Origin of the sequence: Methylobacterium sp. 1030 (assembly GCF_040544715.1) — a bacterium.
In the GTDB taxonomy this organism is placed as follows: Bacteria; Pseudomonadota; Alphaproteobacteria; order Rhizobiales; family Beijerinckiaceae; genus Methylobacterium.
The window spans coordinates 245,488-267,195 of sequence record NZ_JBEPKM010000002.1 but is presented as its reverse complement, the minus strand read 5'-3'; the positions used below and the strand labels follow the sequence as shown (position 1 = coordinate 267,195).

At 71.4% G+C, this 21,708-nt stretch carries 25 protein-coding genes; 13 read left to right on the top strand and 12 right to left on the bottom strand.

The features are described from left to right. Positions 1 to 30 precede the first annotated feature (30 nt). From pyk to ABIC30_RS03640, 3 genes are all read right to left on the bottom strand, one after another. Positions 31 to 1,467, bottom strand: a complete 1,437-nt coding sequence (gene pyk, locus ABIC30_RS03650; protein WP_020091500.1) for a pyruvate kinase — start codon at positions 1,465 to 1,467, stop codon at positions 31 to 33. A gap of 139 nt (positions 1,468 to 1,606) precedes the next feature. Further along, a complete protein-coding gene (locus ABIC30_RS03645) occupies positions 1,607 to 2,089 on the bottom strand; it encodes a DUF1036 domain-containing protein (RefSeq protein ID WP_026604677.1) in 483 nt (160 codons plus the stop codon). Continuing rightward, positions 2,055 to 3,374 carry a glycerate kinase type-2 family protein gene (locus ABIC30_RS03640; RefSeq protein WP_331327085.1) on the bottom strand — a complete coding sequence of 440 codons (1,320 nt, stop codon included), beginning with the start codon at positions 3,372 to 3,374 and terminating at the stop codon, positions 2,055 to 2,057. Before ABIC30_RS03640 ends, ABIC30_RS03645 begins: the two co-directional genes overlap by 35 nt. Positions 3,375 to 3,564: 190 nt before the next feature. Here ABIC30_RS03640 and ABIC30_RS03635 point away from each other — a divergent pair, with 190 nt between their 5' ends. From ABIC30_RS03635 to ABIC30_RS03625, 3 genes are all read left to right on the top strand, one after another. Continuing rightward, positions 3,565 to 4,329: an N-formylglutamate amidohydrolase gene (locus tag ABIC30_RS03635; RefSeq protein ID WP_020091497.1), complete on the top strand. Its 765-nt coding sequence runs from the start codon at positions 3,565 to 3,567 to the stop codon at positions 4,327 to 4,329. Between the two features lie 62 nt (positions 4,330 to 4,391). Further along, on the top strand, positions 4,392 to 4,700 hold the full coding sequence (locus tag ABIC30_RS03630; protein ID WP_020091496.1) for a DUF1244 domain-containing protein: 309 nt from the start codon (positions 4,392 to 4,394) through the stop codon (positions 4,698 to 4,700). A gap of 130 nt (positions 4,701 to 4,830) precedes the next feature. Further along, on the top strand, positions 4,831 to 5,109 hold the full coding sequence (locus ABIC30_RS03625; protein ID WP_026604676.1) for a DUF2312 domain-containing protein: 279 nt from the start codon (positions 4,831 to 4,833) through the stop codon (positions 5,107 to 5,109). A 353-nt stretch (positions 5,110 to 5,462) separates the two neighbouring features. On the opposite strand, the gene ABIC30_RS03620 is transcribed toward ABIC30_RS03625, so the two are convergent. Beyond that, entirely contained in the window at positions 5,463 to 6,500 is a 1,038-nt protein-coding gene (locus ABIC30_RS03620; protein WP_020091495.1) for an aspartate-semialdehyde dehydrogenase, read from the bottom strand. Positions 6,501 to 6,860: 360 nt separating this feature from the next. Here ABIC30_RS03620 and ABIC30_RS03615 point away from each other — a divergent pair, with 360 nt between their 5' ends. From ABIC30_RS03615 to ABIC30_RS03605, 3 genes are all read left to right on the top strand, one after another. Next, the gene (locus tag ABIC30_RS03615; RefSeq protein WP_354454088.1) at positions 6,861 to 7,664 is read left to right on the top strand and encodes a hypothetical protein; all 804 of its coding nucleotides are present in this window, start codon (positions 6,861 to 6,863) and stop codon (positions 7,662 to 7,664) included. Between the two features lie 136 nt (positions 7,665 to 7,800). Beyond that, on the top strand, positions 7,801 to 8,223 hold the full coding sequence (locus tag ABIC30_RS03610) for a hypothetical protein (RefSeq protein WP_020091493.1): 423 nt from the start codon (positions 7,801 to 7,803) through the stop codon (positions 8,221 to 8,223). Between the two features lie 157 nt (positions 8,224 to 8,380). Further along, entirely contained in the window at positions 8,381 to 10,000 is a 1,620-nt protein-coding gene (locus ABIC30_RS03605) for a gamma-glutamyltransferase family protein (RefSeq protein ID WP_331327083.1), read from the top strand. Positions 10,001 to 10,004: 4 nt separating this feature from the next. On the opposite strand, the gene ABIC30_RS03600 is transcribed toward ABIC30_RS03605, so the two are convergent. The 8 genes from ABIC30_RS03600 to ruvA all read right to left on the bottom strand — a co-directional run bounded on the left by ABIC30_RS03600 (position 10,005) and on the right by ruvA (position 16,267). Then, complete coding sequence (locus ABIC30_RS03600) at positions 10,005 to 10,973, bottom strand: hypothetical protein (RefSeq protein ID WP_020091491.1); 969 nt, start codon at positions 10,971 to 10,973, stop codon at positions 10,005 to 10,007. A 75-nt stretch (positions 10,974 to 11,048) separates the two neighbouring features. After that, positions 11,049 to 12,407: a DUF817 family protein gene (locus ABIC30_RS03595; RefSeq protein WP_354454085.1), complete on the bottom strand. Its 1,359-nt coding sequence runs from the start codon at positions 12,405 to 12,407 to the stop codon at positions 11,049 to 11,051. A 13-nt stretch (positions 12,408 to 12,420) separates the two neighbouring features. After that, on the bottom strand, positions 12,421 to 13,068 hold the full coding sequence (locus ABIC30_RS03590; RefSeq protein WP_331327081.1) for an alpha-ketoglutarate-dependent dioxygenase AlkB: 648 nt from the start codon (positions 13,066 to 13,068) through the stop codon (positions 12,421 to 12,423). Further along, the gene (locus ABIC30_RS03585) at positions 13,069 to 13,707 is read right to left on the bottom strand and encodes a 2,3-bisphosphoglycerate-dependent phosphoglycerate mutase (protein WP_354454212.1); all 639 of its coding nucleotides are present in this window, start codon (positions 13,705 to 13,707) and stop codon (positions 13,069 to 13,071) included. 17 nt (positions 13,708 to 13,724) lie between these two features. Beyond that, a complete protein-coding gene (gene dapB, locus ABIC30_RS03580) occupies positions 13,725 to 14,522 on the bottom strand; it encodes a 4-hydroxy-tetrahydrodipicolinate reductase (RefSeq protein ID WP_056521879.1) in 798 nt (265 codons plus the stop codon). Between the two features lie 119 nt (positions 14,523 to 14,641). Beyond that, positions 14,642 to 15,139 carry a bacterioferritin gene (gene bfr, locus ABIC30_RS03575; RefSeq protein WP_012317139.1) on the bottom strand — a complete coding sequence of 166 codons (498 nt, stop codon included), beginning with the start codon at positions 15,137 to 15,139 and terminating at the stop codon, positions 14,642 to 14,644. Between the two features lie 44 nt (positions 15,140 to 15,183). Next, positions 15,184 to 15,456, bottom strand: coding sequence for a (2Fe-2S)-binding protein (locus tag ABIC30_RS03570; RefSeq protein WP_083916283.1), 273 nt, complete (start codon positions 15,454 to 15,456; stop codon positions 15,184 to 15,186). Positions 15,457 to 15,649: 193 nt separating this feature from the next. Then, on the bottom strand, positions 15,650 to 16,267 hold the full coding sequence (ruvA, locus tag ABIC30_RS03565) for a Holliday junction branch migration protein RuvA (protein WP_020091486.1): 618 nt from the start codon (positions 16,265 to 16,267) through the stop codon (positions 15,650 to 15,652). 131 nt (positions 16,268 to 16,398) lie between these two features. Between ruvA and ABIC30_RS03560 the strand changes: the two genes are divergently transcribed. From ABIC30_RS03560 to proB, 7 genes are all read left to right on the top strand, one after another. Then, complete coding sequence (locus tag ABIC30_RS03560) at positions 16,399 to 17,031, top strand: YceI family protein (RefSeq protein ID WP_354454082.1); 633 nt, start codon at positions 16,399 to 16,401, stop codon at positions 17,029 to 17,031. 197 nt (positions 17,032 to 17,228) lie between these two features. After that, on the top strand, positions 17,229 to 17,651 hold the full coding sequence (locus ABIC30_RS03555; RefSeq protein ID WP_354454080.1) for a hypothetical protein: 423 nt from the start codon (positions 17,229 to 17,231) through the stop codon (positions 17,649 to 17,651). Between the two features lie 189 nt (positions 17,652 to 17,840). After that, positions 17,841 to 18,155 (top strand): 50S ribosomal protein L21, encoded by a 315-nt coding sequence (gene rplU, locus ABIC30_RS03550; RefSeq protein ID WP_010683509.1) that lies wholly within the window; start codon positions 17,841 to 17,843, stop codon positions 18,153 to 18,155. Positions 18,156 to 18,241: 86 nt separating this feature from the next. Further along, entirely contained in the window at positions 18,242 to 18,508 is a 267-nt protein-coding gene (gene rpmA, locus ABIC30_RS03545; RefSeq protein ID WP_012317134.1) for a 50S ribosomal protein L27, read from the top strand. Positions 18,509 to 18,694: 186 nt separating this feature from the next. Beyond that, positions 18,695 to 19,291: a GNAT family N-acetyltransferase gene (locus ABIC30_RS03540; protein WP_020091483.1), complete on the top strand. Its 597-nt coding sequence runs from the start codon at positions 18,695 to 18,697 to the stop codon at positions 19,289 to 19,291. A gap of 88 nt (positions 19,292 to 19,379) precedes the next feature. Beyond that, positions 19,380 to 20,408, top strand: coding sequence for a GTPase ObgE (gene obgE / locus ABIC30_RS03535; protein ID WP_020091482.1), 1,029 nt, complete (start codon positions 19,380 to 19,382; stop codon positions 20,406 to 20,408). Positions 20,409 to 20,478: 70 nt separating this feature from the next. Next, a complete protein-coding gene (gene proB, locus ABIC30_RS03530) occupies positions 20,479 to 21,594 on the top strand; it encodes a glutamate 5-kinase (protein WP_020091481.1) in 1,116 nt (371 codons plus the stop codon). Positions 21,595 to 21,708 lie beyond the last annotated feature (114 nt).

Genomic DNA, 21,708 nt, shown 5'->3' with positions numbered 1-21,708 from the left:
GGCCGGTCCCGCTTTCGTACCAGGGTGCCGTCAGGCCTTCTCGGCGTGCTCGCGGGTGATGAAGGTCAGCCGCACGAGGTTGGTGGCGCCCGGCGTGCCGAACGGCAGGCCGGCCACGACGATCACCCGGTCCCCCACGGCGGCGAACTTCTCGCGCACGGCGAACTTGGCGGCGCGGAACGACATGTCGTCCACGTCGCTCGCGTCCTTGGTGACGATCGGGTGCGTGCCCCAGGCCAGGGCGAGGCGCCGGGCGGTCTCGCGCCGCGGCGTCAGCGCGATCACGGTGGCGTTCGGGCGCTCGCGCGACAGGCGCAGGGCCGTCGAGCCGGAATTGGTCCAGGCCATGATCGCGTCGAGGCTCAGTGCGTCGACCATCTGGTGCGCCGCCGCCGCGATGGCGTCGGCGGCCGTCTCGTCGGGGGTCGCGCTCTGCGCCCGGATGATCGACCAGTAGATCGCGTCCCGCTCCACCTGCTCGGCGATGCGGTTCATGGTCTCCACGGCCCCGATCGGGTGGGCGCCCGAGGCGCTCTCCGCGGAGAGCATCACGGCGTCCGCCCCTTCGTAGACCGCCGTGGCGACGTCGGAGACCTCGGCCCGTGTCGGCACCGGCGCGGTGATCATCGATTCGAGCATCTGGGTCGCCACGACCACCGGCTTGCCGTAGCGCCGGGCGCCGCGGGTGATGCGCTTCTGCACGCCCGGCACCTGCTCCAGGGGCATCTCCACGCCGAGGTCGCCGCGGGCGACCATCAGCCCGTCGGAGATCTCGATGATCTCGTCGAGACGCGCCAGCGCCTGCGGCTTCTCGATCTTGGCCATCACCAGGGCGCGGCCGGCGCAGACCTTCTTCACCTCGGCCACGTCCTCGGGCCGCTGGACGAACGAGACGGCGATCCAGTCGGCGCCGGCGTTCAGGCCGGCATCGAGGTCGGCCCGGTCCTTGTCGGTCATCGCCGGCACCGGGATCACGGTGTGCGGCAGGGACACGCCCTTCCGGTTCGAGATCCGGCCGCCGACCTCGACGCGGGTCACGGCCCGGTTGTGCGCCGTCTCGAGCACGGTCAGCCGCAGCTTGCCGTCGTCGACCAGGATGGCGTGGCCCGGCTCCAGCGCCTCGAGGATCTGCGGATGCGGCAGGTGGCAGCGCGCGGCGTCGCCGGGGGTCGGGTCGCCGTCGAGCACGAAGGTGGCACCGGCCTCGATCATCGCGGCGCCCTCCGCGAAGGTGCCGAGCCGCAGCTTGGGTCCCTGCAGGTCGACCAGGATGCCGATCGGCCGCTTGGCCTCGCGCTCGATGGTGCGGATCGCCTCCACCTTCTCGGGCAGCTTCTCGCGCGGGAGGTGGCTCATGTTGAGCCGGAATACGTCGACGCCCGCGCGGAACAGCCGCTCGATCATCTCCGGCGAATCGGAGGCCGGACCGAGGGTGGCGACGATCTTCGTGCGGCGTGACCGTTTCAAGCGTATTTCCTCCGTGTTCTCGTTGCCGCGCGGCGTCGAGCGCCGGCGGTTGAAAGATCTGGCTCAGGGAGCGCAGATCGGCTGTGAGCATCTCGGGCCGGACAGCGTCAAGACCGCGGTCTCGGCCGCCGCCTTCACATTACGGTTTCGCCGGCGCGTCCGGCCGGTTCGGATCCGTGAGCTGGATGGTCCAGCTCTTCTGCTCGCCGGTGTCGACTTCGAAGAAGCCGTTGCGGTCGTAGCCGCGGGCGAGACAATCCTCGATGCCGCGAATCGTGAACTCCGAATCGCGGGTGCACATCAGCGAACGGCCGCTCCACTCGCCGCCGCGCGTGTAGTCGACCGCGAAGACGTAGTAGAACCGCGCCGCCAGCGCGCCCTTGAGCAGCGTCTCGCAGGCCTTCGGCGCCAGATCCCACCAGCCCTCCGTCACCCAGCCCTGGGGATCGCGGTAGCCCAGCGAGATCCCGACCTTGCTGGCGGTCTGGTTGCACAGGCGCAGGTCCGCCCGGGCGGGGCTCGCGCCGAGGAGCGCGAGGCCGAGGACCGTGACTGCCGGGAGGAGCTGAGCCGCCGAGACGCGAGAGCTAATTGACGAGGATGATGCGGCAGTCGTTGACATTGGTACAGGTCGGACCGGGGTTCACGAGGTCGCCGAGGGCCGCGAAGAAGGCGGTGGAGTCGTTCTGCTCCAGCATCGCGGCCGGGTCGAGGCCGGCGGCCCGGGCCCGTTCGAGGGTCGTGGGGTCGACGAGGCCGCCCGCCGGGTCGGTGGCGAGGCCCCGCCCGCCGTCGGTCCCGTCGGTGTCGGCGCTGATGCCGAAGATGCCGGGCTCGCCGTCGAGCGCGACCGCCAGCGCCAGGGCGTATTCCTGGTTCGGGCCGCCATGGCCCTCGCCGCGGATGGTGACGGTGAGTTCGCCGCCGGAGATCAGCGCGACGCGCTTGCCGGCCGCCTTGTGGCGCTTGGCCTCGGCCGCGTGCTCGGCCGCGACCTCGCGGGCCTCGCCCTCCAGGTCGGCGCCCAGGAGGATCGGCTCGTAGCCGGCCGCGCGGGCCGCCTCGGCGGCGGCGTTCAGGGCGTCGATCGGCCGGGCGATGATGCGGTACTCGGCGCGGGCGAAGGCGGGATCGCCGGCCTTCGGCGTCTCGTTGTTGGGGTCGTTCAGGAGGCGCACCGCCTCCTCGGGCAGCGGGATGCCGCGCTTCTCGCAGATGGCCCGGGCATCGGCCAGGGTCGACGGATCGGGCATGGTCGGCCCGGAGGCGATCACCGCCGGATCGTCGAAGGGCACGTCGGAGATCGCCAGCGTCAGGACGCGCCGGGCATTGCGGGCCGCGAGGGCCAGGCGGCCGCCCTTGATCCGCGAGATGTGCTTGCGCACCGTGTTGATCTCGCCGATCGGCGCGCCGGAACGGAGCATCGCCCGGGTGATCGCCTGCTTCTCGATCAGCGTGAGGTCGCCGGCGGGGGCGATCCAGTTGGCCGAGCCGCCGCCCGAGAGCAGCACCAGGACCTCGTCGTCGGGCCCGGCCTCGGTGGCGAGCCGCAGCGCTTCGCGGGTCGCCGAGATGCCGGCCTCGTCGGGGACCGGGTGGCCCGCCTCGACCATGTGGATCCCCGGCGCTTCCTGCCCGTAGCCGTGCCGCGCCACCGCGAGGCCGACGATCCGGTCGTCACCCAGCCCGTGCTTCTGCCGGTAGAAGCGGCTCGCCACGGCGCTCATGCTGCCCGCGGCCTTGCCGGCGGCCAGGATGATCAGGCGGCCCGGGCTCGGCTCCGGCAGGTGCGGCGGCAGGCAGAGATCCGGATGGGCGGCGCGGATCGCGGCCGTGAGGATCGAATCGAGGAGCGCGCGCTGGTCCCGGGTGGCCGCGTCGGTGACGGGCGGAACGGTGTCGGTCATGGCGTCGAACGGGCTCCTCTCTCCATTGTGTCGCGCGATCCCCGCCCGTTTCTTCCCTGGGCGGCGGGCCCGTTTCTTGCCGTGAGCGCACGATCCTTGATAGGTGATCTGCCCGAGCGGCCGCGCGACGGCAAGCGCCATCGGTGCCCTCGCACAGATCTGAAGACCTCTCTGAAGACCTCGGAGCCCCGTGACCCGACCGGAGACAGAATCGGCCGTCCCGCCCGCGCATCCCTGCGAGATCATCCCCGGCGACCCCGCCTGCGGCCTCGTCATCGCCTGCGACCACGCCTCGAACTTCGTGCCGCCGGACATCGCGCTCGGCGTGCCCGCGTCGGAATACGCCCGGCACATCGCCTACGACATCGGCGCGGCGGCGGTGACGCGGAGCCTCGCGGCGCAGCTCGGCGCCCCGGCGATCCTGACGAACTTCTCCCGCCTCATCATCGACCCGAATCGCGGGCGCGCCGATCCGACGCTGGTGATGCGCCTGTCCGACGGCGCCGTCGTGCCGGGCAATGCCCGGATCGACGAGGCCGGGAAGCAGGCCCGGATCGCGCGGTTCTACGCGCCGTTCGACGCGGCCATCGACGACGCGATCGCCGCCGCCCAGGCTGCGGGCCGGCCGCCCGTGCTCCTGACCATGCACAGCTTCACGCCCTACTGGCGCGGAATCGCGCGGCCCTGGCAGGTCGGGATCCTGTACGACCGGGACGACCGCTTCGCCCGCCCGCTGATCCGCGCGCTGGAGGCCGATCCGGCCGGGCTCACCGTCGGCGACAACGCGCCCTACGGCGGCGGCCTGCCGGGCGACACGATCGACCGCCACGCCACCGCGCGCGGCCTCGCGAACGCCCTGGTGGAGATCCGCCAGGACCTGATCGCCGGCGCGGACGGCCAAGCGGAGTGGGCGGCGCGCTTCGCCCGCGTGCTGCGCCCGCTGCTCGCGGCTTGATCTCCGCCGGGCCGACCCCGAAATCGGGTGTGGCCCGCCCGACCCGAAGAGAGTTGCGACCGATGAGCGAGATCGATCCCAGGACCCAGACGGAACTCGAGGCCGCGGTCTTCCGCCGCCTCGTCGCGCATCTGCGCAACCGGACGGACGTGCAGAACATCGACCTGATGAACCTGGCGGGCTTCTGCCGGAACTGCCTGTCGAACTGGCTGAAGGACGCCGCCGACGAGACGGGCGTCGCGCTGACCAAGGACGAGAGCCGCGAGGCGGTCTACGGGATGCCCTACGCCGAGTGGAAGGCGCGCTTCCAGACGGAGGCGAGTGCGGAGCAGCAGGCGGGCTTCTCGGCCGCGCAGGCCAAGGACCATTGATCAAGGACCATTGATGCGGCGGCCGGACGGCGGCGAATCGGCTAAGCTTCCGGTAAGGCGCGCCCGTTAACCACGGGTCCAGGGCGCAACCGCGCCGTGCATTCGGGAGAGCCCCATGAACGCCCATTCGATGCCCACCGCCGCGCAGCGGCCCGGCGGCGACGTCTCGTCGGCCGAGGGCGTGGCCGCGGACGAGCTGAAGCAGTTCATCGAGCGCCTAGAGCGTCTCGAGGAGGAGAAGGCCGGCATCATGGGCGACATCAAGGAGGTGTTCGCCGAGCTGAAGGGCCGGGGCTTCGACGCGAAGGCCGTCCGGACGATCCTGCGCATCCGCAAGCAGGACCACAGCGAGCGCCAGGAGCAGGAGGCGATCCTCGAGCTCTACATGCAGGCCCTCGGCATGGCGTAGCCGGACCGGGCGGCGAGAAGTCCGCCCATTTCGCGCCCGCGTGCCCGACGGAACCGCACCGCGGCGGCGGCCGGAAGCGGAACGATGCGACGGTCGGTACCAGCAGGCGGATATCGGTGACGCCTGACCCGCTTCCGGCCGTCGATGACCGGAATGGTCGCGGCGCTCAACGAGCGGCCGCGAAGCCTCTCGGCTATGAACAGCCGGCCCGCGCACGCAGTGCGGACACGTCGCGGACGGAAGGTCCGCACCACCGATCCGCGTCACGATCCCGAGCCGTGACGGATCCTCGGGACCGTGTCCCGAGGATCCGTCGGACAGAGCCCCCTCCCCCAGCGGGAGAGGAAACAGTCTCAGGCGGCGCGCTTGGCGCGGTTCAGCAGCTTACGATTGACGAGCACCTCGGCGATCTGGATCGCGTTGAGGGCCGCGCCCTTGCGCAGGTTGTCCGAGACGCACCAGAAGTTCAGGCCGTTCTCCACCGTCGCGTCCTCGCGGATGCGCGAGATGTAGGTCGCGTCCTCGCCGGCCGCCTCGTGGGGGGTCATGTAGCCGCCGTTCTCGCGCTTATCGATCACCAGCACGCCGGGGGCGGCGCGCAGGATCTCGGTCGCCTTCTCGGCCGTGAGCGGCTGCTCGAACTCGACGTTCACCGATTCCGCGTGACCGATGAAGACCGGCACGCGGACGGCGGTCGCCGTCAGCTTGATCTTCGGGTCGAGCATCTTCTTGGTCTCGGCGACCATCTTCCACTCTTCCTTCGTGTAGCCATCCTCCATGAACACGTCGATGTGAGGGATGACGTTGAAGGCGATGCGCTTCGTGAACTTGCCGCCCTGCTTGATCTCGCCGGCGGTGAACACGGCGCGGGTCTGGTTGAACAGCTCGTCCATCGCCTCCTTGCCGGCGCCGGAGACCGACTGGTAGGTCGACACGACGACGCGCTTGATCGTGGCCGCCTCGTGGAGGGGCTTCAGCGCGACGACCAGCTGGGCGGTCGAGCAGTTCGGGTTGGCGATGATGTTGCGCTTGGTGAAGCCCACCACCGCGTCAGCGTTCACCTCGGGCACGATCAGCGGCACGTCGGCGTCGTAGCGGAACGCCGACGAGTTATCGATGACCACGCAGCCCTGCTGGCCGATGCGGGGCGACCACTCCTTCGACGCCTCGCCGCCGGCAGACATCAGGCAGATGTCGGTGTCGGAGAAGTCGTACGTGTCCAGCGTTTTGACCTTGAGCGTCTTGTCGCCGTAGGAGACTTCCTGACCCTGGCTGCGGCGCGAGGCCAGCGCCACGACCTCGTCGGCGGGGAAAGCCCGCTCGGCCAGGATATCGAGCATCTCGCGGCCCACGTTGCCCGTGGCGCCGACGACGGCGACCTTGTAACCCATCTCTCGTCTCCGCGCGGAAAACCCCGACCGATCCGGGTGCCGCGCCTGTGCCAGTACAATCGGCCGAAGGATCGTTCGTGCCGGACGCGCCCGCCAAACGGGCGCGGCCGCAGACCCCGTCCTCCGCGGAGGTGGGGGCGACGGCCGGGTCGAGCAAGGCGCGCAAGGGCGCGCGCTGTCAAGGCCGCCGACGGCGCAACACTCGATTCACCCTGCCTCCGGAAACCCGGTGACGGCCTCGGACCGGCAGAGGGAATTCAATCCTTCGGCGCGACGCTGGCGTCCACCCGCGGCCTCCCGCCGCCACGGAGCACGCCCCTGACCGGAACAGCGCCCCTCGTCGATCGGATCGGGCTCGGCGTGCCGGGCGGCCGGGCCGCGCGCGCGCCGGACGCCCCGGTCTCCCCGGGATCTCTCGGCCTGCGCATCGCCCTCGCCGCGGCGGCGATCGCCGTCCTGTGGGCCCTCCCCCGCTGGCCCGGCGAGACCCCGACCTCCGCGCCCGCGCCGCCGCCGGCCGCGGAGACCGCCTTCGTCCCGTCGGTCCAGGCCTCGCCGGCGCCGCCCGCGGCCTCGGTCGCCCAGTTCGGGCTCGCGGAACCCGGGCTCGATCCGGTGCGCGTGTCCGCCCGCGTCGATCCGCGGACCGGGCTGCGCGAGGACACCCTCATCCGGGGCGACGTCGCGGCGATCGAGGCGCCGGCCCTGCGGGTCCAGCTCACCCGCGGGCCCCGCTCGGGCGCACCGCCGACGCTCTTCGTCCTCATGGCCCGGCGCGCCGCGAACGGTCCGGCCCTCGACCGGCCGGCCCTGGCGGTGGCCCGGACCGGCGCCCGCGATCAGATCCGCACCAAGTTCGGTGCGGTCGAGACCCTGGAGGTGACCTTCGCGGGCCCCGCGCAGCGGACCTGCACCGGCTTCGTCACGCGCGACACGGCTTTCCAGCTCGACGGATGGCTCTGCGCGCCCCTCGCGCGCCCGCCGGAACCGCAGGCCCTCGGCTGCATGCTCGACGCGCTGAGCCTCGTCGACCTCGCCGATGCCGCCACGACGGCGGCCTTCTCGGTCGCGCCCGATCCGGCGGGCGCGTGCCCGGCATCGGCCGCGACAGAGCCTCCCGGGAGGGTCGGATCGTTAATCCGGCGGTCGCAAAATAAAAAATGAGGCCGGAGTGTGGCAAAACGCACAAGCTCAGCCATAAGGGCGGAACAACAGCCTCGCCCAAGCGTCTTATCGTCAAAGGCGGCGAACTGTTAAGCTTCGGTCGCCATACTGATGGCACTCAAGGACAAGGTTGGCCATGCGCTCGCTCAAGATCGCCCTTCTCGGCGTCGTCGCCGCCACCGGCCTCGGCGCTCTGGCCTCCGCGCCCGCCCAGGCTCAGGATGGCTACGTCCCCGGCCCGATCTACCGGGTCAGCCGGCCGCTCCCGATCCGCGTGCGCCCGCGCAGCTGGCTCGATGCCGGCAATGTGCCGCTGACCTCGAACGTTCCGGGCGCCGGCGGCTCGCGCAACCCGGCCCTGAACCCCTACCTGATCGCGGCGTCCAACCAGCTGACCCCGCCCTACGGCCCGACGGACCGCTTCGGCCGCGGCATCCTGCCGGATCCGATCACCAACGGGCCGTTCATCGGCGCCCGCTCCTCGGCGATCCGCAACGTCGACCTCTCCTTCGTCGACCGGCTGGACCCGACCTCGCCGCTCTACGGCCGCCCCTACTGAGCGGCCCGACAAGGCAGCATCACGTTTACGAAGCGCGGGTCCTCGGGCCCGCGTTTTTCGTTGGCGGGCATGCCCGGCCACGCCTTCACCGGGGCCCGATATCCTGTATGCCAAGTGCCGCGGGAGCGCGTGGGCTGCCGAGACCGGGAACTGAGCGATGAAGCCGTTCGACTGGGTGACCGGGTATCCGTCGTTGCGGATGCCGATGTTCGGGCGCAACTGCGTGGCGACCTCGCACGCGCTGGCGGCGCAGGCCGGCATCCAGATGCTCCAGGCCGGCGGCAACGCGGTCGACGCCGCGATCGCCACGGCGGCCGCCAAGACCGTCACCGAGCCGTGCAGCAACGGTCTCGGCTCCGACGCCTTCTGCATCCTGTGGGACGGGAAGGCGCTGCACGGCCTCAACGCTTCCGGCGGTGCGCCGGCCGCCTGGAGCCGGGACTACTTCCTGAAGAAGTACGGCGCCGGCGAGCGGCCGCCGATGCGCGGCTGGGACTCGGTCACCGTGCCGGGCGCGGTCGCCGCCTGGGCGGCGCTGAGCGAGCGCTTCGGCCGCCTCCCCTTCGCCGACCTGATGCAGCCCGCGATCCGCATCGCCGAGCGGGGCTACCTCGCGCCGGTGGTGGTCCAGCAGAAATGGGCGGCCGCGGCCCGGATCGAGGCGATCACCCGCCAGCCGGGCTTCTCGGAATTCTTCCTGCCGCGGGGCCGGGCGCCGGATGTCGGCGAGCTGGTGACCTTCCCGGGCGCCGAGAAGACCCTTCGACTGATCGGCGAGACAAAGGGCGAGGCCTTCTACCGGGGCGAGATCGCCGAGGCGATCGCCGCGCACGCGCGGGCCAACGGCGGCGCGATGACCGCCGCCGACCTCGCGGCGTTCCGCCCCGAATGGGTCACGCCGACCGCGAAGGACTATCACGGCTACACGCTGCACGAGATCCCGCCGAACGGCCAGGGTATCGCGGCGCAGATCGCGCTGGGCCTCCTCGAGCAGTTCGACCTCGGCGGCCTGCCGGTCGATGGGCCGGAGTCGCAGCACCTGCAGATCGAGGCGATGAAGCTCGCCTTCAGCGACACCTACCGGTACGTCGCCGACCCCCGCGGGATGGAGGTGACGCCGGAGGCCATGCTCGACCCCGCCTACCTCGCGGAGCGCGCCAAGCTGATCGACCGAAACCGCGCCCAGGTCTTCGGGCCGGGCAAGCCGCCCGCGGGCGGCACGATCTACCTCACCGCGGCCGACGAGTCCGGCATGATGGTGAGCTTCATCCAGTCGAACTTCATGGGCTTCGGCTCCGGCGTGGTCGTCCCGGGCTGGGGCATCTCCCTGCAGAATCGCGGCTACGGCTTCGTGCTCGATCCGGAGAGCCCCAACGTGGTGGCGCCCGGCAAGCGCCCGTTCCACACCATCATCCCGGGCTTCCTCACGAAGGACGCAGCCCCGGTGATGAGCTTCGGCGTGATGGGCGGCAACATGCAGCCGCAGGGGCACGTCCAGACCCTGGTGCGGATGATCGACCACGGCCAGAACCCGCAGGCGGCCTGCGACGCGCCGCGGTGGCGGGTGAACGAGGGGCTCGACATCAACGTCGAGGCGGCGATGCCGGGCGCGACCCTGGAACGCCTGAAGGCCCTCGGCCACGAACTCGAGGTGATCGAGGACAGCTACCAGGATTTCGGCGCCGGCCAGTTCATCTGGCGGATGGGCGATCCCGCCGTCGAGGGCTACGTGGCCGCGAGCGACCCGCGCCGCGACGGGCAGGCCGTCGTCTGGTGACGCGCTACTTGACCTGAACGCTGTCCACCACCTGGCGGAACTTGGCGAGGACGCCGTCGCGCTGATCCTGCCGCACGACGCCGAGGGCGCGGACGTAGCCGTCCGGTGCGAACCGGATGGTCTGCATGACCACGACGGGCTGGTTGGTCGGCTGATCGAGGGCGCGGGCCACGATCTCGTGCCAGTCGACGCCGTTCGACCGGTAGCTCTGCGCCCGCTCGATGACGAAGTCCTTGAGGGTCTGATTGGACGCCAGGGCGGCGCGGGCGAAGCCGTCCCGCTGCTCGGCCCCGGGCGGCTGCTGCACGGCCTGTGCGAGGACGAGGATCGGCTGTTCCAGATTCTGCATCTGGTCCTTCGGGCCGCTGGTGAGGAGGACCGAGTTGCCGGCCATCACCCGCACGGGCCGGAAGCCCGCCATGTCGGCGATGCGGAAGGGCAGCGCGTCGACCTGCTGGGTCAGCGACAGGGCCGGCCGGAGGGTGACGCCGGTCACCATCTTGCGCATCGAGGCCTCGGTCTCGGCGTCGGGCAGCGCCTGGGCGATGATCAGCCCGGTCACGGTCGGCGTTCCGACGACGAGGATCCACTTCCGGATCGCCGGCGCGGACGAGCCGGGATCGGCGGGCTGCTCACCGGTGTAGAGCATGCCCTCGTTGTCGCCGATCTTGACCTCCTCGCGCTTCTCGACCGCGAAGCCTTGGCTCAGCAGGTTGGCGTCGGTGAAGCCGCTGACGAGCTCCGCGAAGGCGTTCGCGGGCAATTCGACGACCGACACGGTCGCGCCACCCTCTTTCCGCTCGAAGCCCGAGAAGCGCCGCGACAGCGACATGTCGGCGGGCGGGTCGAAGCCGAAGCGCGAGCCCGCGGGATAGACGGGATCGCCGGCCCGGGCGGCCGAGCCGAGGCTGGCCGCCAGCGCGGCTGCGCACAGAACCCGTCCGAGACGCAGCGTCAGGTTGCGCATCCGCATCGAAAACCGGTTCTCCTGGTGGACCCAACTTTGGGTTAGTCCGCACCCGATGGGTCTGCCGGGCGACCTGTTCTGTCAAGCCGGCAACGCGGCGCGCCTGCGTTCACGATGAAGGGAAAGCGCGAGCGCGGCGGCGGCGCCGATCCCGACGCCGTAGGCGAGGAGATTCCACGGCGAGAAGATGGAGCCGATGAGGAGCTGACCCGGCAGGGTCGTCCGGAAGGCGTCGAGGGCCGGCGTGTGGACGAGCCGGCTGCCCTCGATGAACGTGGCGGCCGCGAAGGCGGCGATCAGGCAGGAGCGCAGGCCCCAGCTGCCGGGTCGCAGGGCCGCGACCAGAAGGAACAGCATCGCCCCCCACAGGATCCCGCCGCCGTAATGGTGGATCGCGAGCGGCAGGCCCCAGTGCGGCACGCGCAGCAGCAGGCCGAGGGCGATCACCGCGGCCACGCGGCCGAGATGGGTCGCGCGGGCCATCGGCAGCTCCCGACGCGCGGGCGCGGCCGGCACGGCCGGCCAGGTCGCGATGCCGTTCACCCGCGCGACCAGCGTGTAGGACACGATCATCAGCAGGAACCAGGACGAGAGCTTGGCCACCGGGACGATGGACCAGTGCTGCCGCTGGTTCGGGTAGAGCCACGTGCCGGACAGCGTGCCGAGATTCTCGGCAAACCAGATGAACAGCGCGACGAGCAGCAGGCCGAGCAGGAGCGGCATGGTGCGGTGCTCCCGCCAGACCTTGAAGTACACGGTCGCGGGGGCGAAGGCCGCGACCGCGACCGCGATGAGTCCGAAACGCAGGTCGATGCCGCGATGATCGATGAGGAAATTGACGTAGATCGCCACCGACAGGACCGCGAGCAGGCGCAGGCTCGGGTGCCGCGTGAACCGGAAATCGAACAGGCGCCAGACGCGGGCGAGGTAGCTGCCGACCGCCGCGTACATGAAGCCCGTGAACAGCGGGACGCCGCCGAGCCGGAACAGGTTCGCCTCCGGGTAGACCCAGCTGCCGATCGCGGTCTTGTGGATCTCCATGGCCGTGCCGATGACGTGGAAGACCAGGATCACCCGGGCCTCCGACCACGTCTCCATCCGCAGCCGCAGCATCGCGACCTGGAGCACGAGGGCGGCGAGGAACAGCGCGTCGTAGCGGGCGACGGGCGCGTGGGCCGGCCAGACGAGGCGCGTGCCGAGCATGAGCGCCAGGAGCAGGCCGCCGAACAGGCAGGCCCAGCCCTGCTTGAGCCCGAACCGGACGAACTCGTAGAGCCCGGCCGTGACGCGCCCGCGCGCCAGGACCGCCACCTGGAGGCGGGCCTCGGCCGCGACGAAGCCGGCGAGCGCCGGCCACTGCGCTGCCGCGCTGACGCGCCCGCCGGGGATCGCCGGCGGCATCGCGGTCGGCACCGGCTCCGGATCTCGCTCGCGCGTCATGGCGTGTCGCGCATCATGGCGTGGCCGGCACCGTGACGCGTCGCAGGGTGAGATTGCAGCGGCCGCCCGGCGGCAGGAACCCGGGCCCGTCGGCCGCTTCGAGCAGGTCGCCGTCCGGGTAGAGCCGGTCGATGCCGTGGAAGACGAGCCGCGCGGCGCCACCCATCACCAGTGCGTCGCCGGCCTGCAGCCGGACCGAGCGGGTCGGGTCGGACCGGCTCGGACCGCCGTAGCGGAACAGGGCCGCCGCGCCGAGGGACAGCGACACGACCGGCGCGGCGAGATCCGCCTCGTCGCGGTCCTGGTGGAGGCCCATGCGGGTCCCCGGCGCGTAGATGTTGATGAGGCAGGCTTCCGGCGGGGCCGGATAGGCCGTCAGCGTCTCCCAGGCCGCGCGGGCGGTCGGCGGCAGGGCCGGCCAGGGTCGACCGGTCTCGGGATGGTGCGGCTGGTAGCGGTAGCCCGCGACGTCGGAGACCCAGCCGAGGGGTCCGGCATTCGACATCCGCACCGAGAACGGCTTGCCGGTGCGGGGCATGCGCGGCGTCACGGGCGGCGCCTCGGCGAGAACCGCGGCGATCTCCGCGGCGAGCCGCGCGCGGGCCGCCGCGTCGAGGAAGCCCGGATGGTGGATCAGGCCCGGTGCGAGTTCCGTCGCCACTCAGCGGTCCGCGTCGACGACCTGCTCCAGCACGGTCTTGGAGGCGACTGTGGTGTCGGCGTTCAGGCGGTAGACCAGCGGCACGCCGGTCCGGATCTGGAGATCGGGCACCTGCGCCTCGGTCAGTCCGTCGAGGACCATCACCAGGGCGCGGAGCGAGTTCCCGTGGGCCGCAACGAGGATCCGCTGGCCGGCCATCACGCGCGGCAGGATCGTCGCGACGTAGCAGGGCAGAACCCGCGCGGCCGTGTCCTTCAGGCTCTCGCCGCCGGGCGGCCGCACGTCGTAGCCCCGGCGCCAGGCGTGGACCTGCGCGTCGCCCCAGCGGGCGCGGGCCTCGCCCTTGTTGAGGCCGGAGAGGTCGCCGTAATCGCGCTCGTTGAGGGCGCGCGCGCGCAGGACCGGGATCTCGGACAGGCCCATCTCCTCGAGGATCAGGGCGCAGGTCCGCTGCGCGCGGACCAGCTCGGAGGTGAAGGCCACGTCGAACCCGTAGCCGTCCCGGTTGAGGCCGCGCCCGGCCGCGCGGGCCTCGGCGACGCCGCGGTCGGTGAGGTCCGGGTCGCGCCAGCCGGTGAACAGGTTCTGCAGGTTCCACTCGCTCTGGCCGTGCCGGACGAGGACGAGGAGCCGCTCCATCGCCGTCGCGCCGCCGGTCACAGGCCGAGCACGTCGGTCATGGTGTAGAGCCCCGGCGGCTTGGGATGCGCCCAGAGCGCGGCCTTGACGGCGCCCGTGGCGAACAGGCCCCGGTCGGCCGCGTGGTGGCTGATCGTCAGGCTCTCGCCAGTGCCGGCGAAGATCACGCTGTGGTCGCCGACGACGCTGCCGCCCCGCAGGGTGGCGAAGCCGATATCGCCGGGCCGGCGGGCGCCGGTATGCCCGTCCCGGGTCGAGACCCGAACCGCCTTCAGGTCGACGCCGCGGCCCTCCGCGGCGGCCTCGCCGAGCATCAGCGCTGTCCCGGAGGGGGCGTCCACCTTCATGCGGTGGTGCATCTCGGCGATCTCGATGTCGAACTCGTCGCCCAGGGCCTTGGCGACCCGCCGGACCAGGGCGGCCATCAGGTTGATGCCGAGCGACATGTTGCCAGACTGCACGATGCGGGCGTGGTACGAAGCCGCCTTCAGCTTGGCGAAATCGTCCTCCGAGAGGCCGGTCGTGCCGACGACGTGGACGATGCGCGCCTGGGCGGCGAGCTCGGCGAAGGCGACCGTGGCGGCCGGCGCGGTGAAGTCGAGGACGCCGTCGGCGCCCGCGAAGGCCGTGAGGGCGTCGTCGGTGACGGGAACGTCGAGGGGTGGCAGCCCAGCGAGCACACCGGCGTCCTGGCCGAGCGCCGGCGAGCCGTCGCGCTCGATCGCCGCTGAGAGCGTGCAGCCCTCGGCCTGCGCCACCGCGCGGATCAGCATCCGCCCCATGCGCCCGTCGGCGCCGACCACCACGAGCCGCATCCCGTTCCCCAGCTTGCCGTCTCAGGCGGGCAGGAACGCGGCCGCGCCGGCCCCACCCCTGCCCGCATCGCTGTCCGGGCTCCCGCTCCGCCGCGCGGGCGGCGGGAGCCCGGGCGCTCTCACTCCTTCTCGGGGGCGATCTGCTCGAGCCCGCCGATATGCTTCTGCGCGTAGAGCGGCAGGCCGATCTGCTTGATCAGCTCGAGCTGGGTCTCGAGGAAGTCGATGTGACCCTCCTCGTCCTCAGCCAGATCCTCGAAGAGGCGCTTCGACACGCGGTCGTTGATCGAATCGCAGTACTTCGCGGCCTCGAGATAGAGGCTGCGGGCCTCGTTCTCGGCGGCGAGATCGGATTCCAGGATCTCCTGGACGTTCTGGCCGATCCGCAGCGGGTCGAGCTCCTGCAGGTTCGGGAACCCGTCGAGGAACAGGATCCGGTCGATGAACCGGTCGGCGTGGTTCATCTCCTCGATCGATTCCTTGCGCCAGAACTTCGCCAGCTCGACGTAGCCCCAGTCATTGAGCATGCGGAAATGCAGCCAGTACTGGCTGACGGCCGTCAGCTCGCTGCGCAGGCCGCGATTCAGATACTCGATGACCTTGGTGTCGCCCTTCATGCCCCCGTACTCCTTACCGTGCTCTCAGGCGGGGGGTAGAAGCATCAGGCCGCGACTCCCTCATCCGCAGTTTGGAATTTCACCAAACTACAGGCGCTCGCGCAAGCCGTCGTGCAAGCATGGCTGCTCTCCGCCGCCGCGGCCTCGCCCAGCGCGGTCTGCATGATCGCGCGGATCGTGCGGGCGCAGCGCCCGCATTTCGGGCTGCAGCCGAGGCAGGCGTAGACCTGCGCGGGCGTGCGCGGGCAGCCGGGTCCGGGGGCGAGGCAGCCGCGCACGGCGCCGTCCGATAAGACGTTACAAGAACAGACGATCATGCGCGCCGCAAATCCCGTCATCCCCGTGCCCGCCGCGGTCGTCGACGACCGTCCCGAGCACCCGCTCCAGTTTAGAAGAGTTGAAAAGTAGCAGGCTTTTCAATGTCTTACTGGTTGCGGTCGACATGGCACCGCGGGTCGCGCAGGTCAAGGGCGCGCGATCTGACTGCGCCCCAACTGTCAGGTCGGGCCGTCAGCGGGCGAGTTCGCGCAGGCCGAGCCGGATGAGCACCTTGGCCTCGGCGCCCTCCCCCGCACCCTTGAGCGCGGCCGCGATGGCGGCGGCGGCCTGGACCTGCGGGTAGCCGAGATTGACCAGGGCCGAGACGGCGTCCGCCACCGGCTGCGGGGCGGCGCCCTCCTCGACGGCGCCCGCAAGGGCGACCAGCGCGGGATCGACGGGCGCGAAGGCCGGGGCCTTGTCCTTGAGCTCGGCGGCGAGCCGGGCGGCGAGGCGCGGCCCGACGCCCGGGGCCCGGCTGATCGAGCCCTTGTCGCCGGTGGCGATGGCGCTCGCCAGCGCCTCGGGCTCCAGCACCGACAGAACGCCGAGCGCCACCCGCGCGCCGACGCCCTGGACGGTCTGGAGCAGGCGGAACCACTCGCGCTCGGCGTCCGAGCGGAAGCCGTAGAGGCGGATCATGTCCTCGCGGACGTGGGTCTCGATCGACAGCGCCGCGGGCTCGCCGACCTTGGGCATGCGCTGCAGGGTCCGCGCCGAGCAGTGAACGATGTAGCCGACCCCCGACACGTCGAGGATCACGAAATCCTCGCCGAACGAGTCCACGACGCCCTTGAGCTTGCCGATCATGCCACGCCTGCCGCTACCTCGGCTTGCCTACAGAACCGCGGCGGCCTTCGCCAGACGTGCTTGAGCGCGCAGGGAGATCATGAAATCACGGGCCCGCGCCGGCCGAGCTTGGCCGGTCACGGGGGGATGACATGCGCGCGCCACTTCTTGTCCTGATCGGCCTGCTCTGCGCCGGCCCGGCCCGGGCGGCGGACAACCCGGCAGCCCCGCCCGCACCGGTCGCGCCGAGCGCGGATCCGACGCAGGTCAGGCCCGGCAGCTACGTCCTCGATCCGGATCACGGCAAGATCACGTGGTCGGTCTCGCATCTCGGCTACTCGACCTATTACGGCCAGTTCACCGGCCTGAGCGGCACGCTCCAGCTCGACCCGAAGGCGCCCGAGAAGAGCCGCCTCGAGGTGACCGTGCCGATCGGCGGCGTCATCACCGGCAGCACCCGGCTGAACGAGCACCTCGCGGCCCCTGATTTCTTCGACACGGCCAAGTTCCCGAGCGCCACCTTCACCGCCACCAAGGTCGAGCCCACCAGCCCGACCACCGCGCGGATCACCGGCGACCTCAACCTGCGGGGGACGGTCCGGCCGTTCGCGATCGACGCCACCTTCAACCAGGCCGGCATCCACCCTGTGGACCAGCGCTACACCGTAGGCTTCGACGGGCGCGCGGTCGTCAAGCGCTCGGATTTCGGCATCAACGCCTACCTGCCGCAGCTCGGCGACGAGGTGAGCCTGCGCATCGAGGGCGAGTTCAAGGCCGCGCCCTGACGGCCGGTCTGTCTGCCGACCGCGGGCCGACGCGGCGGGTGACGCCCCGTCGCCGGACGTGTAGTCAGCCGCCGTCGCGGCGCCGCGGCGAGGGGCGCGCCCAAGGGAACGCGCGTCTCCCGGTCGGCGCCCGGCATCGTCGCGAAGATGCGGGTGCGCCACCGCGCCGATCGATGCTTACCCTGGAGGTCTCAGCCGTGCGGCGTGTCGGTGTCCCCACCCTTGCCCTGACGCTAGCCCTGACGCTGAATCTCGCGGGGACGGCCGCCGCGCAGACGCTCGCCGCGCCGGCCAATCCGGCCGCGCCGGCCAATCCGGCCGCGCCGGCCTCGGCCCTCGACAATTACGCCTCGGCGGCGGCCACGACCATCATCGCCGAGCAGGCCTGCCCGGGCGTGCAGGTCCGGGCCGGCCAGCTGACGACACTCCGCCTCGCGGCACGCGTCAATGCCGGGCAGGAGGCGATCCTGGAGGAGAAGCTGCGCACCCGCGCCACGCAGGTGCGCCAGCAGCTCGCCGCCGACGGCCGGGAGACGTGGTGCGCGCAGGCCCTCGCCGCCTTCGGCCCGGCGGGCAGCGTCGCGAAGGGCATCCTGGCGACCGGCGCGCCGATCCGGTGACACCGCCCGGCAGGCCGCCGCGGATTGACACGGCGCCGCCGCGCCCGTACTGACCCCGCATGGCGCGCGGCCTCAGCTGGGGTCCGCGCGTTTCGCGTTGTCCGGGCCGAACGCCCGTTCAATGACTTCAAACAAGAAGCCGGTCCAGGGGCAGCCGCCCCGGAGGCCGTTCGAGAACACGAGAGAACGATGTTCGCAGTCATCAAGACGGGCGGTAAGCAGTACCGCGTCGCCGCCAACGACACCATCACCATCGCCTCCCTGGCGGGCGAGGCCGGCGAGGCCGTGACCTTCGGCGAGGTCCTCCTGTTCGCCGACGGCGCGGGCGCGACCCAGGTCGGCGCCCCGACCCTGTCGGGCATCAGCGTCACGGGCGAGATCGTGCGCCATGGTCGCGACAAGAAGGTGATCGCCTTCAAGAAGCGCCGCCGGCAGAACTCGCGCCGCAAGCGCGGCCATCGCCAGGACCACACGGTCGTGCGCATCACCGGCATCTCGGCCTGAGGCCGGCGCACCGCTGGGCGCGTAGCGGTCCCTGAGGACCCGATCCGCGACCGCATCCCGACAGATCAGAATTCGGAGTTCATCCCATGGCACACAAGAAGGCAGGCGGGTCGTCCCGCAACGGTCGCGACTCGGAAGGCCGGCGCCTCGGCGTCAAGAAGTTCGGCTCGGAGGCCGTCATTCCGGGCAACATCATCGTGCGTCAGCGCGGCACCAAATGGCATCCCGGCGCCAATGTCGGCATGGGTAAGGACCACACGATCTTCGCGCTGGTACCGGGCCATGTCCGCTTCGAGACGCGCCGCGGGCGCGCCTTCGTAGGTGTTACCCCGCTGGCCGAGGCCGCGGAATAAGAGGCGGGCGCCCTGAGTGGCGAAGCTGGCGTCCCGCCCGGTGTCCCACACCGGACCGGAGACGTCGTTGCCGAGCCCCTGACGGGCCAGGTCGGACGGAACACCGGGGAGGATGGGACGCCATCCTCCCCTTCGTCGTCTTGAGGCGGTGCCCCGGAGCCGGGAGCGCCGCCCTGCGAGGGCACGATGTTCCCCGATCTGACCCGTGATGACGTTTTCCGGATCGAGACGCGGCGGCTGTGGCTGCGCTGGCCGACCGCCAAGGACAGGGACGCGATCCTGAAGCTGGCCGGCGACCCGTCGGTCGCCGCGATGCTGGCGCGGGTGCCGCACCCGCTCCCGGCCCCGGAGGTGGACGCGTTCCTGCTGCAGGCGCGCTCGCGGAACGCCGCCGGTTCGGCGCTCACGCTCGCCCTCGCGCCGCGGGCGGCGCCGGGCAGCCTCATCGGCGTCGTCAGCATCGAGGGGCGGAGCGACGGACCGCCGGAACTCGGCTACTGGCTCGGGCAGCCCTACTGGGGCAGCGGCCTGATGGCCGAGGCCGTGACGGCCCTGTGCCACGCGTTCTTCGCCTATACGGGCGGGACGGAACTCGCCGCCTCGGCCCGCACGGTCAACCCGGCGTCCCGGCGCGTGCTGGAGACCTGCGGCTTCGCGCAGGCCGGCAGCGCGATCCGGCCCTTTCCGGCGCGCGGCGCGGACCTTCCGGTCGATCTCTTCAGCCTCGACCGGCAGCGCTGGCAGACTCCGCCGTCCGAGCCGGCGATGACGCGGGCCGCCTGAGGCGGCCCCGCGGCGCCGGACTGGCCGGCGGCCGCCGACAGGGTGATGGTGCGGGTCGCGTATCCGCGCCCGACAAAGGATTCAGGTCGTGAAGTTCCTCGACGAAGCCAAGGTCTATGTCCGCTCCGGTGATGGCGGTCCCGGCTGCGTCTCGTTCCGGCGCGAGAAGTTCATCGAGTTCGGTGGACCGAACGGCGGTGACGGCGGCCGCGGCGGCGATGTCTGGGTGGAGTGCGTCGAGGGTCTCAACACCCTGATCGACTACCGCTACCAGCAGCACTTCAAGGCCAAGAAGGGCGAGCACGGCATGGGCTCGAACTGCCACGGCGCCAACGGCGCCGACACGGTCCTGAAGGTCCCGGCCGGCACGCAGATCTTCTCCGAGGACGGCGAGACGCTGCTCGCCGACCTGACCGAGGTCGGCCAGAAGATCCGCCTCGCCAAGGGCGGCAACGGCGGCTTCGGCAACGCCTACTTCACGACCTCCACGAACCGGGCCCCGAAACACGCTAATCCCGGCCTGGAAGGCCAGGAGATGTGGATCTGGCTGCGGCTCAAGCTGATCGCCGATGCCGGACTCGTCGGGCTCCCGAATGCCGGCAAGTCGACCTTCCTGGCGAGCGTCACCGCGGCGAAGCCGAAGATCGCCGACTACCCGTTCACGACACTGCATCCCGGCCTCGGCGTGGTTCGCTCGGACGGGCGCGAGTTCGTGCTCGCCGACATCCCGGGCCTGATCGAGGGCGCCCACGAGGGCGTCGGCCTCGGCGACAGGTTCCTCGCCCATGTCGAGCGCTGCCGGGTGCTGCTGCACCTCGTGGACGGCACGAGCGAGCATGCGGGCAAGACCTACAAGCTGGTTCGCGGCGAGATCGAGGCCTACGGCAACGGCCTCGCGGAGAAGCCCGAAGTCGTGGCGCTCTCGAAGACCGACGCGCTCGACGCCGACACGCTCAAGAGCCAGGTGGCCAAGCTGAAGCGCGCCGCCGGCCGCGCGCCGCTGGTCCTGTCCTCGGCGAGTCGGAAGGGCGTTCCCGAGGCGCTACGCGCGCTTCAGGCCGAGATCGATGCCAGCGCCGAAGCCGAGCGGAAGCCGGCGGCCGCCTGGCAGCCGTAGCCCTCGACCGACTGTTCAAAGGGCGGGTCTTGGTTCACACCCGCCCCGAACGCGCCGTCCCGCAAGAATCATGATCCCTGCCCTCGAAGAATTCCGCCGCGTGGTCATCAAGGTCGGCTCGGCCCTGCTGGTCGACCGCAATGCCGGCCGCCTCCGCCACGCCTGGCTCGCCGCGCTGGCCGAGGACATCGCGGAGCTGCACGGGCGCGGCGTCGACGTCCTGGTCGTGTCCTCGGGCAGCATCGCCCTCGGCCGGACGGTGCTGGGCCTGCCGCCCGGCGTCCTGCGCCTGGAGGAGAGCCAGGGCGCGGCCTCGGTCGGACAGATCACCCTCGCGCGCCACTGGGCCGAGGCGCTGGGCCATCACGGCATCGTCGCCGGCCAGATCCTCGTGACGCCGCAGGACACCGAGGAGCGCCGCCGCTACCTCAACGCCCGTGCCACCGTGCTGAAACTCCTGGAGATGCGCGCGGTGCCGGTCGTGAACGAGAACGACACGGTGGCGACCTCGGAGATCCGCTACGGCGACAACGACCGGCTCGCCGCCCGGGTCGCCACCATGATCGACGCCGACGTGCTGGTGCTGTTCTCGGACATCGACGGCCTCTACACGGCGCCGCCCCAGAGCGATCCTGAGGCGCGCCACCTCGCCGTGGTCGATCGGATCACTCCCGAGATCGAGGCGATGGCCGGCGGCCCGGCCTCCGAGCTGTCGCGGGGCGGCATGCGCACCAAGGTCGAGGCCGCCAAGATCGCGGCCTCGGGCGGCACGCACCTGGTCATCGCGGACGGGCGCGGGAAGAACCCGCTGAAGGCCGTGCGGGACGGGGCGCGCTGCACGTGGTTCCTCTCGGGGTCCACGCCCACGGCCGCCCGGAAGACCTGGATCGCCGGCTCGCTGGAGCCGCGCGGCACCCTGACGATCGACGCGGGCGCCGAGCAGGCGCTCCGGAGCGGGGCCAGCCTGCTTCCCGTGGGCGTGCGCGCGATCGAGGGCAGCTTCTCCCGCGGCGATGCCGTGATGATCCGCGATCCGGAGGGCCGGATCCTCGGCCGCGGTCTCGTGGCCTATGACAGCGCCGAGGCCGCGCTGATCATCGGTCATCCGAGCGCGCGCATTCCGGAACTGCTCAATTATCCCGGTCGCGCCTGGATGGTGCACCGCGATGACTTGGCACTATTCTAGAAATCGTCGACACAAGCTAATCTATTTACAATTTTTGTCTCGATGATCGCCACCGTTCCCGGCCCGGCACTCTTGTCGAGACGGCGTTCGATGTGCAAATACGGCGCTCTCCCC